The organism is Kibdelosporangium phytohabitans, from assembly GCF_001302585.1.
Taxonomy (GTDB): domain Bacteria; phylum Actinomycetota; class Actinomycetes; order Mycobacteriales; family Pseudonocardiaceae; genus Kibdelosporangium; species Kibdelosporangium phytohabitans.
The window spans coordinates 11,439,393-11,453,809 of record NZ_CP012752.1; the positions used below are offsets into that span (position 1 = coordinate 11,439,393).

14 protein-coding genes are annotated in these 14,417 nt (G+C 68.3%); 11 read left to right on the top strand and 3 right to left on the bottom strand.

Going from position 1 to position 14,417, the window contains the following annotated elements; all coding sequences use genetic code 11:
* Positions 1-17: 17 nt before the first annotated feature.
* The 6 genes from AOZ06_RS51440 to AOZ06_RS51460 all read left to right on the top strand — a co-directional run bounded on the left by AOZ06_RS51440 (position 18) and on the right by AOZ06_RS51460 (position 5,536).
* The gene (locus AOZ06_RS51440) at positions 18-503 is read left to right on the top strand and encodes a peptidoglycan-binding domain-containing protein (protein ID WP_157233706.1); all 486 of its coding nucleotides are present in this window, start codon (positions 18-20) and stop codon (positions 501-503) included.
* A 39-nt stretch (positions 504-542) separates the two neighbouring features.
* Positions 543-698, top strand: a complete 156-nt coding sequence (locus AOZ06_RS61475) for a peptidoglycan-binding domain-containing protein (RefSeq protein ID WP_335338433.1) — start codon at positions 543-545, stop codon at positions 696-698.
* 358 nt (positions 699-1,056) lie between these two features.
* A complete protein-coding gene (locus AOZ06_RS51445) occupies positions 1,057-1,698 on the top strand; it encodes a heme-binding beta-barrel domain-containing protein (protein ID WP_054296047.1) in 642 nt (213 codons plus the stop codon).
* An 8-nt stretch (positions 1,699-1,706) separates the two neighbouring features.
* Positions 1,707-2,318: a 5-oxoprolinase subunit B family protein gene (locus tag AOZ06_RS51450; RefSeq protein WP_054296048.1), complete on the top strand. Its 612-nt coding sequence runs from the start codon at positions 1,707-1,709 to the stop codon at positions 2,316-2,318.
* Entirely contained in the window at positions 2,315-3,175 is an 861-nt protein-coding gene (locus AOZ06_RS51455; protein ID WP_157233707.1) for a 5-oxoprolinase subunit C family protein, read from the top strand. Before AOZ06_RS51450 ends, AOZ06_RS51455 begins: the two co-directional genes overlap by 4 nt.
* Positions 3,176-3,274: 99 nt before the next feature.
* The gene (locus AOZ06_RS51460) at positions 3,275-5,536 is read left to right on the top strand and encodes a glycosyl hydrolase family 18 protein (protein WP_054296049.1); all 2,262 of its coding nucleotides are present in this window, start codon (positions 3,275-3,277) and stop codon (positions 5,534-5,536) included.
* 54 nt (positions 5,537-5,590) lie between these two features.
* Here AOZ06_RS51460 and AOZ06_RS51465 read toward each other — a convergent pair whose 3' ends face one another.
* A complete protein-coding gene (locus AOZ06_RS51465; RefSeq protein ID WP_054296050.1) occupies positions 5,591-6,433 on the bottom strand; it encodes an aminodeoxychorismate lyase in 843 nt (280 codons plus the stop codon).
* A 90-nt stretch (positions 6,434-6,523) separates the two neighbouring features.
* Between AOZ06_RS51465 and AOZ06_RS51470 the strand changes: the two genes are divergently transcribed.
* Complete coding sequence (locus AOZ06_RS51470) at positions 6,524-6,907, top strand: Fur family transcriptional regulator (protein ID WP_054297535.1); 384 nt, start codon at positions 6,524-6,526, stop codon at positions 6,905-6,907.
* Positions 6,883-7,971 (top strand): CAF17-like 4Fe-4S cluster assembly/insertion protein YgfZ, encoded by a 1,089-nt coding sequence (gene ygfZ / locus AOZ06_RS51475; protein ID WP_054297536.1) that lies wholly within the window; start codon positions 6,883-6,885, stop codon positions 7,969-7,971. Before AOZ06_RS51470 ends, ygfZ begins: the two co-directional genes overlap by 25 nt.
* Before the next feature lie 626 nt (positions 7,972-8,597).
* On the opposite strand, the gene AOZ06_RS51480 is transcribed toward ygfZ, so the two are convergent.
* Positions 8,598-11,357 (bottom strand): S8 family serine peptidase, encoded by a 2,760-nt coding sequence (locus tag AOZ06_RS51480; protein WP_054296051.1) that lies wholly within the window; start codon positions 11,355-11,357, stop codon positions 8,598-8,600.
* Positions 11,358-11,656: 299 nt separating this feature from the next.
* On the opposite strand from AOZ06_RS51480, the gene AOZ06_RS51485 reads away from it, so the two are divergent.
* Positions 11,657-12,514, top strand: a complete 858-nt coding sequence (locus tag AOZ06_RS51485) for a beta-keto acid cleavage family enzyme (RefSeq protein ID WP_054296052.1) — start codon at positions 11,657-11,659, stop codon at positions 12,512-12,514.
* Between the two features lie 24 nt (positions 12,515-12,538).
* Entirely contained in the window at positions 12,539-13,114 is a 576-nt protein-coding gene (locus tag AOZ06_RS51490) for an RsiG family protein (RefSeq protein ID WP_054296053.1), read from the top strand.
* Here the strand turns inward: AOZ06_RS51490 and AOZ06_RS51495 are convergent.
* Positions 13,111-13,995: a DUF8083 family protein gene (locus AOZ06_RS51495; protein ID WP_054296054.1), complete on the bottom strand. Its 885-nt coding sequence runs from the start codon at positions 13,993-13,995 to the stop codon at positions 13,111-13,113. The genes AOZ06_RS51490 and AOZ06_RS51495 overlap by 4 nt on opposite strands.
* A 194-nt stretch (positions 13,996-14,189) precedes the next feature.
* Here AOZ06_RS51495 and AOZ06_RS51500 point away from each other — a divergent pair, with 194 nt between their 5' ends.
* Entirely contained in the window at positions 14,190-14,372 is a 183-nt protein-coding gene (locus tag AOZ06_RS51500; RefSeq protein WP_054296055.1) for a DUF3073 domain-containing protein, read from the top strand.
* Positions 14,373-14,417: the final 45 nt, after the last annotated feature.

Below are 14,417 nucleotides of genomic sequence, written 5' to 3' on the forward strand. Positions count from 1 at the left end.
CATGGCCGTCTCTAGTTGTGCGAGGGCCACAGCGGCCCGCAATCCGGTCTTCCAGGGGGAGAAAAATCGTGAAGAAGATGCTTGTTCGTGCTGCCGTTCTTGCGATCTTCACCGCTGGTTTCACGGCCGCTGCCGGTATCGCCGGAGCGGGAACCGCCCTCGCGTGCGAAACGTCCTCGCAGCGCTCTGACCAGCTCGCCGCCAGTCTGCCGCAGGTCGGCTACGACGACACCGGACCGGATGTGCTCGGACTGCAAATCGCTCTCCGATTCGAGGGATACGCGTTGAATGGAACCGGCGTGTATTCCGACAACACGCTTTCCGCGGTGCGTGATTTCCAGTTCAAGAATGGCATCAACCCCAGCGGAATCGTCGGGTCGAAAACGTGGCACGCCCTGGTCGGCAAGAAATCCGTGTCGATCACCGGGAACGGCGGCATCCAGGTGCCCGGCTTCGGCATCCAGCCCGGCGAGGTGAACGAGGACAAGCTCAACGCCCTGTAGGACGCCCTGCAGCGGGTCCACCCGTACTACGAGGGCGCGCTGCCGCAGGAGGGCCACACCTACGGCCCGCAGACGCAGGCGCTGGTGCAGGACTTCCAGCGGCGCGCGGGCATCAACCCCAGCGGGATCGTCGGCCCGAAGACGTGGGACGCGCTCTACAAGGTCGTGTCGGTCACCGGCATGTGGGGTTGCTGACAACAGTGTTGACCGGTCCTCGCTCCGCGAGGGCGGGTTTGGCCGCCGGAAGCCGGTCATTTCCACCCGGCCCCACGCGACCGGCACCCTCGCTTCGCCCCGCCGATCAGGTTGGCGGAGGCGATGTCGGGCGTGTTGCGTGGCGTGAACGACCGGCGGGACCAAACCTGGACAGGGGGAATGAGGGGCCAGTGCGCTGCCGGCGTCCTGGCCCCTCGGGGTGTCGCCACCAGCGCGGGCGCGGCGGTTATCCTCAGTGGGTGCACCTGATTTTCACTTCGTTGCTGGTCATCGTGGCCATCGCGGTCCTCTGGTTCTCGGCCTACGTCGTGTACCGGCTGTTCAGCGACCAGCGCTGATGAGCACGGATGACAGCGAGACCGTGCCGGGGAGTGGCGACGCGGCCGTGCAGGCGGCTGCGGAACGGGCCAAGCTGACCCGCCACCGCAACCTGCCCCAGTTCGACGACCTGCCGATCCCGGCGGACACGGCGAACCTGCGGGAAGGCCCGAACCTCAACGACGCGCTGCTGGCGTTGCTGCCGCTGGTGGGGGTGTGGCGGGGCGAGGGCGAAGTCGTCTACCCCACACTGGACAAGACTCACAAGTTCGGTCAGCAGATCACCTTCGCCCACGACGGCAGACCGTTCCTGTCCTACGAGTCCCGCGCGTGGTTGCTGGACGACGATGGCAACGTGATCCGCCCGGCGGCCCGTGAGGTCGGCTGGTGGCGCGTGCAGTCGGACGACACGATCGAGCTGCTGCTGGCGCACGTGACCGGGATCGTCGAGATCTTCTACGGCACGCCACGCACCCAGACCTCGTGGGAGCTGACCACGGACGCGGTCGCGCGGACGTCGTCGGCCAAGGAGGTCACGGGCGCCAAGCGGCTGTACGGCCTGGTCAACAACGGTGACCTGGCGTACGTCGAGGAGCGCGCGATGGTCGGCCAGGAACTCCAGCCGCACACCTCGGCGTACCTCACACGCGTCGTCGGCTGACCACACCCATGCGCTTGAGGCGATGCGGTGCGGACGCGATGCTCGTCGAAGTGGATTCACTGGACGAGGTCGACGCCGTTCGTGCCGCGCTCGCCGACGCCGATCTGCCTGGACTGGTCGAACTGGTCCCCGCGGCCCGCACGGTCCTCGCCGCGTTCCGGCCGGGGTCCGGTGGCGTGGCGCGTCTGCAACCGCTGCTCAGCACGATCGACCTGTCCGTGCGCGCGGTGTACCAGCCGCGCGAGGTCGTGCTGCCCGTACGTTACGACGGCCCGGACCTTGAGCTGGTCGCACAGACCGCGGGCACGGATGTCGCCAGCGTGATCGATCTGCACACCAGCGCCGAGTACAAGGTGGCGTTCTGCGGGTTCGCGCCCGGGTTCGGGTACATGACAGGCCTGCCTGAGGCGCTTCGGCAACCTCGGTTGGACAACCCGCGCAAGCGCGTGCCGCGTGGTTCGGTCGCGATCGCCGGTGAGTTCACGGGCGCGTATCCCACGCCGTCACCAGGCGGCTGGCGGCTGCTGGGCCATACGGACGCCACGCTGTTCGATCCGGAGCGGGAGCCAGCCGCTTTGCTCGCGCCGGGTGATTCCGTGCGGTTCGAGGCGATCCGGTGAGGGCCGTGACGGTGCTCGGCACCGGCCCGCTGGCGTTGGTCCAGGACTTGGGCAGGCCAGGCAACGCGCAGCTGGGCGTGCCGCCGTCCGGTGCGTTGGACCAGCCTTCGCTGCGGCTGGCCAACCGGCTCGTGGGGAATCCCGAGTCGGCCGCGGGCATCGAGGCGTTGCTGGGCGGTGTGTCGCTGCGTGCCGAGTCGTCGTGCACGATCGCGGTGACCGGGCCGCAGGTCGATGTCACGGTGTCCGGGCGGTTGGTCGGATCGCACGCCCCGGTGCACCTCGCGCGGGGCGACGAGGTCGCGATCGGCACGCCTGTGGCCGGGTTGCGGTGCTACATCGGCATTTCCGGGGGTGTCGACGGGCCGCTTGAGCTGGGTTCCCGCGCGACCGACGTGTTGTCGGGTCTCGGGCCTGACGCGTTGCAGCGGTGGGACGTGCTGTTGCTGGGCGTGCCTGGCCTGCCTGTCGGCGCTGACGAGGTCGCGCCGCTGCGGGCCGCCGACGAGCTGGTGATCCCGGTGTTCCTCGGGCCGCGCGACGACTGGTTCTCCGAGCCGGGCCGTGAGCTGGCCGCGGGGCAGTGGCAGGTTTCCCCGGAGAGCAATCGGGTGGGTCTGCGCCTGGCCGGCACCGAGCTGCGCAGGCAGGCCGGGTACCAGGACGTCGAACTGGCCAGCGAGGGCCTGGTCACGGGCTCGATCCAGGTGCGGCCCAACGGGTTGCCCGTCGTGTTCCTCGCCGACCACCCGACCACCGGCGGCTATCCGGTGATCGGTGTCGTGGCCGCGGCCAGCTTGCCGTCGCTCGCACAGGCTCGGCCGGGTGTCCGCATCCGCTTCCGCCCAATGGGCTAGCGACCGTTTCAGCATGCAGAACAACTGAGGCGGTCCGTTGTGCGCGAGTTCACATCGCCGCAACCTGGTCTAGACCACTACGGCGTGAGGAACCCTGCCATGTCTCGAAAACCTCGCTCCACCAGAACCCGCCTCATCACGGCGCTGGCCGCGGCCCTGCTGGCCGTCGCGGGCACCGTGTCGCTGAGCGCGCCCGCGTACGCCGCGGGCAGCCTGAGAGCGGCTTTCGCCCTGTCCGGCAACGTCGGTACGTACACCGTGACCAACGCGGGCACGGCGACCGTGACCGGATGGGCGATCACCTTCGAAGTACCTTCCGGCGTCACCGTGAGCACCGGCGAGAACGCGACGGTGTCGCAAAGCGGCACGTCCGTCACCGTCACCCCGGCGTACTACATCAACTCGCTGGGCCCTGGCCGTTCCACGTTCCCCTACAACCCGACCGTCCGGTTCAGCACGGCGACGACGCCGACGGCCTGCCGGATCGACGACGGCAACTGCGACGGCTCGGCGGAGACACCACCGGGCGCGCCCGGCAACGTACGCGCGACCGTCAAGACAACCAAGGCCATCACGCTGGAATGGAACGCGTCCACCCCCGGATCGCTCCCGGTGACCAGCTACGAGGTGTACCGCGGCACCACACTGGCCGCGACGACCGGCACCACCGTCGCGTCGATCAGCGGGCTCACGCCGAACACCGAATACTCGTTCACCGTCGTCGCGGTGGACCGCAAGGGGACCAAGTCCCCGGCCAGCACGGCGCTGGCCGTCCGCACGAACAACCCGAGCGACGACACGCAGGCGCCGACCGTGCCCGGCAACCTGCGCGCGACCTCGACCGACGCTGGCAGCGCTTCCCTGGCGTGGAGCGCGTCGACCGACAACACCGGTGTCGTGGCGTACGACGTGTACAACGGCTCCACCCTCGCGCAGACCGTCACCACGACGTCGGCCAAGGTCATCGGACTCGCACCGTCCACAAAGTACTCGTTCTCCGTCAGGGCCCGTGACGGCTACGACAACGCTTCAGCCGCGAGCGCTGCCGTTTCCGTGACTACTTCGGACATCGTGCCGGGCTACGCCAAGATCGCGTACTTCGTGCAGTGGGGCATCTACGGCAGGCAGTACTTCATCCGCAACCTGCACACGTCCGGTGCGGCGGGCAAGCTGACGCACCTGCTGTACGCGTTCCAGAACATCGACCCGGTGAACCTGACCTGCTTGTCCGGTGTCACCAAGGGCACGTCGTCCAACCCGCAGGACCCCAACCAGGGTGACGGCGCCGGCGACGCCGAGGCGGACTACTCGCGGCCGTTCGCCGCCGGGCAGTCGGTCGACGGTGTCGGCGACACCGGCTGGGAGACGTTGCGCGGCAACTTCAACCAGATCAAGAAGCTCAAGAAGCTGTACCCGAACCTGAAGGTCCTCGTCTCGCTCGGCGGCTGGACGTATTCGAAGTACTTCTCGGACGCGGCGGCCACCGACGCGTCACGCAAGAAGTTCGTCTCGTCCTGTGTGGACACCTGGCTGAAGGGCAACATCAAGGCATACGGCGGCGCGGGCGGACCGGGTACGGCCGCGGGCGTCTTCGACGGCATCGACATCGACTGGGAATGGCCGGGCAACCCCGACGGTCACCCCGGCAACCACTGGAGCCCCAACGACAAGGACAACCTGACGGCGTTGCTGGCCGAGTTCCGCACGCAGATGGACGCGTACGGCGCCACCACCGGCAAGCGCTACGAACTGCAGGCGTTCACTCCGGCCGACCCGAAGAAGGTCAGCGACGGCTGGGACGTCAGCAAGATCTTCAACTACCTGGACGTGGCCAACGTGCAGGGCTACGACTTCCACGGATCCGGCAGCGACAACTCGTGGGAGCCCAACCGCACCGGTCACCAGGGCAACCTGTACGCCGACGCGGACGACCCGTACCCGTTCAAGTTCAGCGCCGAAGCCGCGATCAACGCCTACACGGACAAGGGCGTGAATCCACGCAAGCTGACACTCGGCCTCGCGTACTACGGCCGCGGCTGGCAAGGCGTGGCCGACGGCGGCAAGAAGGGCGAATGGCAGAGCGCCACCGGCGCCGCGCCAGGCCAGTTCCCGGAGGAAGCGGGCACGAGGGGCTACGGCAACCTGATGGCCAGCGTGCCCAACTGCACGGTCTACCACGACGAACCGGCGGTGGCGACGTCCTGCTACACCGGTAGCCAGTGGTGGACGTTCGACGACGTCTGGGCGATCCAGAAGAAGACAGCCTGGATCAAACAGCGCGGACTGCTCGGCGCGATGGCGTGGGAGATGTCCGGCGACCCGGGCCTGTTGACCAACGCGGTCGACGCGGGCCTGAAGTAGAAGCTCGTGAGTGTTTTGGCCGGTTAGAACCGGCCAAAACACTCACGAGGGTTTTCAGTACTCGGAGTCGTAGAGGCGGACCAGCTCGCCGTGCAGTGCGGTGCTGTCGGTGAGCTGGGTTCCGTCGATGGTGTGCACCCGGGTGACCTTGCGGACGCTGGAGGCCAGGAACACGCCGTCGGCCTCGGTCAGCTCGGGTACCCGGATCGGCTCGACCTTCACCGACCACCCCTCCCGTTCGGCGGCACGGAAGAGGGCGGCCTGCGTCGTGCCCGGCAGGATGCCGATGGTCGCCGGTGGCGTCCGCAGGGTCCTGCCGGACACGGCGATCAGGGTCGACGTCGGGCCTTCGAGCACGGCGCCGTCCGACGTCGTGAAGATGACCTCCTCGGCGCCGCGGCGGTCGGCCTCCCGCAGCGCTGCCATGTTCACCGCGTAGGACAAGGTCTTCGCGCCGAGCAGCAGCCACGGCGCGCGGGCGGCGGCGTCCGCGTCGAAGCCGCGGTCGAGGGTCACCGCGGCGATCCCGTCGGCGCGCTGCCGCTTGACCTTGTCGGCGATCTCCAGGCCGAGCGCGAAGCCGGTCGGTGTCCCGTCGCCGCCTTCGACGCCCCGCGTGTACACCCATTTGAGTGCGATCTCGGGTCCGCCGGTCCAGTTGCCGAGCACAGCGCGTGTCGCCCGGTCGAAGCCGGCACGGGACGGTTCGGGCATGTCGAGCATGGCCGCGGACCGGACCAGCCGGTCGAAGTGCGGCTCGAGTTCACGGGGTTTCCCGTCCACCACCAGCACTGTCTCGAAGATCCCGTCGCCGCGCATGAGGCCGAGGTCGTCGACGCGCACGAGCGGGTGGGTCGGGTCGGCGATGGTTCCGTCGAGTAGCGCAAGTACTGGCATGAGGGTGAACCTACTCCCGCCTATATTGGCCTGGTGGAGACGACTCGTAAAGAACGGGCGGCGCTCAAGTCCACGCTGCACAAACGCGGCATGCGGATGACGCCGCAGCGGCAGCTCGTGCTCGACGCGGTCGTGGCGCTGGAGCACTCCACGCCGGAACAGGTGTGCAGGCACGTCCAGCGGACCACGCCGACGGTGAACATCACCACCATCTACCGCACCCTCGACTTGTTGGAACAACTCGGGTTGGTGCGTCACGCACACATCGGCCACGGCGCGCCGACATACTCAGCGCACGACCACGAACACGTACACCTCGTCTGCCACCAGTGCAGCGACGTGCAGGAGGTGCCGTGTGAGCTACTCGACGGCCTTTCGGGAACACTGCGCGACCAGTACGGGTTCAAACTTGACGCGAGCCATGTCGCGCTGTCAGGGACGTGCCGGAACTGCATCAACGGGGAGAGCAAGTGACGCTGCCGGGAGCTGTGCCACCGCAGGAGGACAACCCGGACCAGGGTGTGGCCTGGCACTACGGCGACCCGTTCGGTGAGCAACGGGCGGCGGCACGCACGGTGGCGGTCGTGGACAGATCCAACCGTTCGGTGATCGCCGTTCCTGGTGACGAGCGCCTGAGCTGGCTGCACCTGATGATCTCGCAGCACGTGAGCGACCTGCCGGACAACACGGGCACGGAGGCGCTCGTGCTGGACAGCCAAGGCCGCGTGGACGCCCACATGGTGCTGGCCCACCGCGACGGAACGGTGTGGATGGACACCGAGCCCGGCGCGCACGCGACCGGGGCCCGCGGCGACCAGCTGACGCTGCTGGACTACTTGGAGTCGATGAAGTTCTGGTCGAAGGTGGAGCCGAGGGACGCGACGGCGGAGATCGCGCTGCTGTCCCTGATCGGCCCGGACGCGACGCAGACCCTCGAAGCGGTCGGCTTGTCGGCGCCGACGGACACCTACGGCGTCGACGGCGTGGTGCGCCGGATGCCGGGCAACACGTTCGACCTGCTGATCCCGCGTGCGGAGCTGACCGCATGGTGGACCAGGCTGACGGAGGCGGGCGCCCGCCCGATGGGCAGCTGGGGTTACGAGGCCCTGCGGGTGGAGGCGTTGCGACCGCGGGTGGGCGTGGACACCGACGAGAAGACGATCCCGCACGAGGTCAACTGGGTCCCGTCGGCGGCGCACGTGGCGAAGGGCTGCTACCGCGGCCAGGAAACGGTGTCGAAGGTCCACAACATCGGCCGTCCACCTCGGCGGATGCTGCTGCTGCACCTGGACGGGTCAGCGGACGCCCTGCCCGAGACGGGCGCCCCGGTGAAGGCGGGCGAGCGCACGGTCGGCCGGGTCGGCTCGGTGGCGCAGCACCACGAACTCGGCCCGATCGCGTTGGCGCTGATCAAGCGGTCGATCGGCCCGGAGACCGAGTTGACCGCGGGCGGCGTGGCCGCGTCGATCGACCCGGACTCACTCCCACCGGACACGCCAGGCCTGGGCCGCGAGGCCATGAAGCGCCTGCACGGCTGAACAGTCTTCGCACAGGTGAGCACGTTAAGTGCAGCGGTCAGGAACGGCGCAGCACGACCACGGCGAGCCCTGTGCTGCCAGCACAGGGCTCGGTTTCGTGGTTTCTCCCTTCCGTATGGCCTGGGCGCAGCCCGACCGCACGTGTCCAGGGTCCGCCCGCCCTGCCCAGCCAGGTTGAAAGCCTTACGGGCCCCTTGACACGTGTGGTTGCCTCCGGCAGGCCATGCGGAAGGGGGAAACCACGCCTCACTCTCACCGACGCGAAGCCGCGCCCGGGGCTGGGACCGCTCTTGTCCCCTTGTGGTGGTCTGCCCGCCCGGCGAGGGCTTTCGTGCGGCACGAGCTTTAGCAGAGTGACAAGAAGGCCCTCGCCGGGCGGCAAACCTCTGGGCAGGAGCCATGGGGGCGGTTCCCCCTCTCCACAAACGAGCCGTTGGTGTGTTTCGGTGGGCGTAGGTGCTCCTTTGCGCTCGCGCGCTCGCCGCTCGGGTTGGTTCTGAGCTCGCGTGCTCGCCGACCGGGATTGGTTCCGCCCTCGCCGACCGGGGCTGGTTCTGTGCTTGTGCGCAAGAGTCCCCAGCGTTGTGCTTGTGCACAAGCACAACGCTGGCGTCGGTTCGTTGTTGCTACGAGACGGCCACCGCCGTGTCGTCGATCGCGAACGTGGTCTGCAGCGACGAGTCCTCACTGGCCTGCCAGCGCACGCGGATCGTCTGTCCGCGGTAGGCCGAGAGGTCGTACGTCCTCTGCGTGTACGAACTGTTCTTGTCCAGGTTGGACAGTGTCGCCAGTGTGGCGAGGGCTGTCCCGGACGAGTTCAGCACCTGTAGTTGGAGCTTGTCGTACTGGGTGCGGGTGGTGGTCTCGGATGTGTCGATACGCACCCAGTACGAGATCGTGGGCGTTCCTGTCGATGGGACCGCGATCTGCTGGTAGAGGTTTTCCGTCGAGGTCGAGCCGTTGCCGCCCAGTGCCGCGTAGTACGAGCCGCCGTGCGCGGGTCGTGCGGTGCTGTTGGTGATCGACGCGGTGGTGCCGGTCCAGCCGGTCGCACCGGATTCGAAGCCCTGGTTGGCCAGCAACTGGACGGGGCCGGGGCCCGGGTCGGTGCCGAAGGCGGCACGCGTGACCAGTGCGTAGGTCTGCGGGCCCTGCGGCACGTTGTAGCCCTGCACGCGGACCTTCCACGTGCCCGCGGCCGGGTTCTGGACGTACACGTTCTCGACGTTGTTGCGCCGGTCCGCGCTGCCGCCGGTCTGCGACCAGCCACCGGCGAACACGTTGCCGCGGTACACGGTCCCGTTCGGGGCCATCAGTTCCAGGTCGAGGTCGTTGACCAGGCTGACCGACGCGGTCGTGGCGGCTTCCTTGTCGGTGTACGCCAGTGAGACCTTCAACGGCTGGCCCGCGGTCACGGTGTAGCTGTACTCCTTCGTGCCGTTGGTGGCCAGGCCTGCGCCTTCGACGTGCTTCGCGGCCGCGTCGGTGGCGCGGTCCAGGTTCACCCTGCCCCAGCCCTCGTGCGCGTTCGGGATCGGGAAGTCGTTGTCGTCGGCGCCGTCGTTGTTCTCGTCGAGCAGGTCGTCGGCGCTGTTGATCAGCGTTGCCTTGACCAGCGCGGAGGACGCGTCCAGGTCGTGCTTCTTCTTGTAGAAGTCACGGATCACCGCGGCGCCACCGGCGGCGAGCGGGTTGGACATCGAGGTGCCCGAGAAGTACTTGTACTTCGAGTTGACCGGGTAGCCGTAGCCGTCGTGCTGGTACGCGCCGTTCTGCGGGTTGGCCGACGAGTCGTACTGCTGCTGGTACATGTCCGAGTAGCCGGAGACGATCCAGCTGCCGGGGGCGACCACGTCGGGCTTGATCCGGCCGTCGTCGGTCGGGCCGCGGCTGGAGAACGCCGCCATCTGCTGGTCGTTGCCCGCCTGCACGTCGGACTTGAGCGGTTCGGCGGGGTAGCTGTCCGGCCACCAGTCGCCCCACTTCGGCAGCGGCTGCGTGCCACCGAGGTCCTTGCAGGACTTGCCGCCGACGGTCGTGGTTTCCTTGCCCGTCGCGACGTACGTCAGCGCCGAGTCGCAGGTCCAGGTCGAGCGCCGGTTCTCCGACGCGCCGACTGCGAGGACGTTCTTGCCGGTCGCGGGTGAGCCCATCGAGTCGTTGTCGATCACGCCGTCGGAGTTGGCGTCCACGCCCGCGTTGCCCGCGGAGAACGTGATCAGCATGTCCTTGTGGGTGTTGGCGAACGCGTCGGTCTGTCGTGCGTTCTCGGTGTAGGCGCCCTTCTCGTCGGAGCCCCACGAGTTGGAGTGGATCCGGGCGCCGTCGTCGTAGGCCTGCTGGAACAGCGAGGTCAGGTCCTCGGGCAGGCCGAGCAGGTAGTAGCCGTCGGGGTATTGCGCGGCGCAGGCGCCGGTCATGTCGACGTAGTCCTCGACCGCCTGGAACACGAGCTTCGCCTTGTAGGCGGCGGCTTTGCCGAGACCGTTGGCGTCTCCACCGCCGACGACCGACACGGCGGTGTGGGTGCCGTGACCGCTGTCGACGTCCTCGGCGCCGTCCGGTTTGGCGGTGTAGCAGCCCGCCGCGGACGCCGAGGGCCAGTCGCGGATCGAGGTGATCCGGTCCTGCGGGACGTCCACGTGCGCGGTGGCCTTCGTACCGCCGCCGAGCCCGGTGTCGGCGACTGCGACCGTTTGCGTCGAGCCGTCGTAGCCGCGTGAGCTGGCGACGTTGCCGCGCATGATCACGCCTGCCGCGGATTCGTTGTGCTTCACCGGGATCCGGAACTCCTCGACCCAGGTGACGTCGTCGAGGCTCGCGATCTTGGTGACCTGGCTCGGTTCGGCGGCCACGATCAGGGTGCTGTCGGCGGCTTTGGTCACCACCGCACCGGTTTGCTCGGTCTGAACGCGAGCGTTGTTCAGGTTGGTGGCCCTGACTTTGTAGACCCCCGGCCTGCCGCTGTCGATCTTCTGCCGGGCTGCCCTGTCGACCTTCCACGCGGGCTGGAACCGGCCGACCCAGCGGACTTCGGCCACCTTCTCGGCCCGCCGCGCCTGCGCCGGGGTCATCCGGACTGTGAAGGCGAAGTCGGGCAGGTATTCCACTATCTGGGCACCCACAGCACGAAGTGACTCAACCCACTCCCCGCGCACCGGGCCGCTGAACTGCACCAGGTAACTGGTGAGGTCGTTGTCACCGACCGCGTTCGCCCCCAGACCCGGCACGGACGGCGCCGCCTGACTGGGTTGCGGGTGGAAGTCGCCGGTGATCAACCGGATCGGCGGGCCCGCCGGTGCCGCGTGCGCGGCGGCGGGTACGGCCAGTGCCGCACCAGCCAGCAACGCGGCGAGGCCTAAGCGGCCTGATCTTGCTGCGCCCATGAAGTCCTGCCTTCGAGGAGACGACCAACTCGTGTGAGCGGGAACTATGCGGCGCTGACCAGCGCAAACGACGAAAGTCTTCGCGGATGTGAACGCAGATCGGCCGAACGGCCCACCCCTTCGGTAGGGCGATGGACCCAATGGGCCCCGCCATTCGTCCGGGGAATTTCTCGCAGCCGCAGCAGCGTGTATTCCCAGGCCCGACGACGTCGGCCGGCAGCTGGCGAACGATTGCAACAATCGGGTTCTGGGGCCGGTCCCCGACGACACACAGCCCGGCGCTGTGTCACTATCACGCCATGTCCCAGTCGACAGGCACGATCATCACGGTGGCGCCGACGGGGGCCGAGCACGCCAAGCCGGACGTGCCGAACCTGCCGGTGACGCTGGCGGAGCTGGTGAGCACCGCGCAGGACTGCGAGCGGGTCGGCGCGGCCATGATCCACGTGCACATCCGGGACGCGGACGCCAAACCCACGCTCGACCTCGGTCGTCTCAAGGACACCGTGGCGGCGTTGCGGGAACAGACGAACCTGATCGTCCAGCTGTCCACCGGGGGCGCGGTGACGGATCCGGAATCCGACCGGCTCGCGGTTCTCGACGCGATGCCCGATTCGGCCTCGTGCACGATGGGCACGGTCAACTTCGGCGACGACGTTTTCCTCAACAGGTGGGATTTCGTCGTCGCACTGCACAAGGGAATGCAGGAGCGCGGCATCGTCCCCGAGTACGAGATCTTCGACCTCGGCCAGCTCGCCTCATTGCACAGATTGCTCGACACGTACGGACCGCCCGCGGGTGGTCACGTGCACGTCGATCTGGTGATGGGAGTGCCCGGCGGAATGCCGGGCGACGCGGAGACACTCGTCGCGGCGTTGCGGCTCATTCCGGACGGCGCGACGTTTTCGGCAACGGGCATCGGCCGGAGCACCCTGCCGGTGATGCTCGCCTCGTTGTCCGCGGGTGGCCATTTGCGGGTCGGGATGGAGGACACCATCTCGTACGCACGTGGTGAGCGGGTCAAGGACAACGCGCAACTGGTGGCGAGGGCGGCCGGGCTGGCCCGAATCGCCCAGCGGCCGCCGCTGGCGGTCGCTCACGTCCGTGAACTGCTGGGGGTCAAGGGTGAAAAGGGGCTGGCCGATGTGGCGGTCTAGGCGCTGTTGCCGGAGGATGATCCCGTGATCGAAGTCCGACCTGGTGGGCGCCGACGCATCGACCGCGTGCTCGACCCGGACTACATCGAGGGCCTTGACCGGCTCGGCTTGGCCGAGGTGCGGGCACGGCGGGACGATGCCGCGCAGGAAGAGACGGACCTGTCCTACCTGCGCAGGCTGCTGCACGGGCGGATCGACATCGTGCGGGCCGAACAGAAGCGGCGCACCGAGGGCGGTTCGGCCTCGGTCGTCGAGCAACTCGCCACGATCCTCGCGGACAACGCGGTCGGTCCGGCGATGGGCATGGGCCGGTACCAGACCCTGGAGCCGTCGCGGGCCGAGGCGCACCGCAGGCACGTCGAGGCGCTGGTGTCCGACGCCGACCTGTCGGACGTCTCGTCGCTGCCCGACGAGCGGCTGGAGCTGGCGCTGCAGACGTACGCCAAGGAAGAGGCCTCCGTCTCGCAGCGGCGCCGCCAGGTCCAGGTGGTGATGGACCTGCTCAACGCCGAGATCGCCAAGCGGTACCGGGAGGGCAAGGCCTCGGTCGACGAGCTGCTCGCGGCCGAGCGCGTCCGGGAGGACCAGCCCGACCTCTAGTTGAACCGCTCCCTGATGGCGAGCTCGCCCCAGAACTCGCGGAGCTGTTCGAACCGTTCGGCGACGATTTCGGCGTCGCCGGATTCGAGGGCGTCCACGATCGCGTTGACGTCCTCGCACGTCGAGTCGCCCGCCAGCTGCTCGTCGTCCAGCAACTGTACGAGGCCGCCGTAGTCCAGCTCGACGGCAGAATTACCGTCGAAATGCTCGAGCCACCCGGCGGTGTCCTCGAGGACCTTGGCCGGGCCGCGCTCACCGAAGGTGCTCGCTGCGAGCTCGTAGGCGCGGGAGACCCTGGCTTGGGCGTCTGCCATCGTCGCGCGCCACGAACTTTCCCGGTCGGGTGACGCCACCGGCGCGAGGTTCAGTCGGCGGTGCGCGGGCTCGAACATGACGAACCACGGCAGCGGGACGGTCCACGTGGTCGACACGGCGTGCACGGCGCCGGAGGGCTGCTCGGACAGCACCGAGGCCGCGCGCGCCCGTATGGCGTCCGTCGAGGCGGATATCGCCGCGTCCCGCAGCGCTGGGTGGGCGGTGGCCAGGAACCCGACGAGAGCCGCTGCTGAGCGGGGCATCACGTCGAGCGGGCAGACGAGCGGCCCGGTCCCGTCGGCCGCGCCCGGCACGTCCCGCGGCTGGAGGACGAGGGCGTCCTTGAGAGTCCGCGGGGACGGGCTGCCGTCGGCCGACTCGCCCGGGAGCAATCTCGGCGGCACGGAAAGTTGTGACCTGAACCACATTTCCCGTTCGCGTTCGCCGACAGCCGAACGCACGAGGGGATCGCTCTCTACTACGTTCCGTAGCCGATTTGACAACTCAGTGTCAAAAGCCGACAACGGTTCGTACACCCGAAGGTAGGCGACGAACGGACGAGGCACTACTTCATGCTGTCATGCGCGGGCCGGGACGGGTCGATCGGCCGATCGAGGCTGATCTGTCATCACCGGCACATGGTGCCGCGTCGCGTCGAACCCCATCGGCACGGTACGGTAGTTGTCAGGAATCAGTTGTCGAGACGAGTGGGGCCGCCGTTTCCCCCGGCCGCCCCATCCCTGTGCGAGGGGGTCGAGCCATGGGGCGCGGCCGGGCGAAGGCCAAGCAGACGAAGGTGGCCCGAGAGCTCAAGTACAGCACTCGGAACACGGACTTCGATGCTTTGCAGCGAGAGCTGTCGGGCACGAACGAGTCCAGTGATCACCAAGAAGAGGACCGTAGCGACGACTACGACGACGGTTACGACGACTACCGTCGCTGAATCTCGGCACACAGACACCAGGGCGCGCTAGGTAGTGGCCTGCCC

What these genes read in the sequence shown, in the direction of transcription:
- AOZ06_RS51460 (WP_054296049.1), top strand. Translation starts at nt 3,275, where the DNA reads ATGTCTCGAAAACCTCGCTCCACCAGAACCCGCCTCATCACGGCGCTG.
- AOZ06_RS51445 (WP_054296047.1), top strand. Translation starts at nt 1,057, where the DNA reads ATGAGCACGGATGACAGCGAGACCGTGCCGGGGAGTGGCGACGCGGCC.
- AOZ06_RS51480 (WP_054296051.1), bottom strand. Translation starts at nt 11,357, where the DNA reads ATGGGCGCAGCAAGATCAGGCCGCTTAGGCCTCGCCGCGTTGCTGGCT.
- AOZ06_RS51470 (WP_054297535.1), top strand. Translation starts at nt 6,524, where the DNA reads ATGCGGATGACGCCGCAGCGGCAGCTCGTGCTCGACGCGGTCGTGGCG.
- AOZ06_RS51465 (WP_054296050.1), bottom strand. Translation starts at nt 6,433, where the DNA reads ATGCCAGTACTTGCGCTACTCGACGGAACCATCGCCGACCCGACCCAC.
- AOZ06_RS51500 (WP_054296055.1), top strand. Translation starts at nt 14,190, where the DNA reads ATGGGGCGCGGCCGGGCGAAGGCCAAGCAGACGAAGGTGGCCCGAGAG.
- AOZ06_RS51450 (WP_054296048.1), top strand. Translation starts at nt 1,707, where the DNA reads ATGCGCTTGAGGCGATGCGGTGCGGACGCGATGCTCGTCGAAGTGGAT.
- AOZ06_RS51485 (WP_054296052.1), top strand. Translation starts at nt 11,657, where the DNA reads ATGTCCCAGTCGACAGGCACGATCATCACGGTGGCGCCGACGGGGGCC.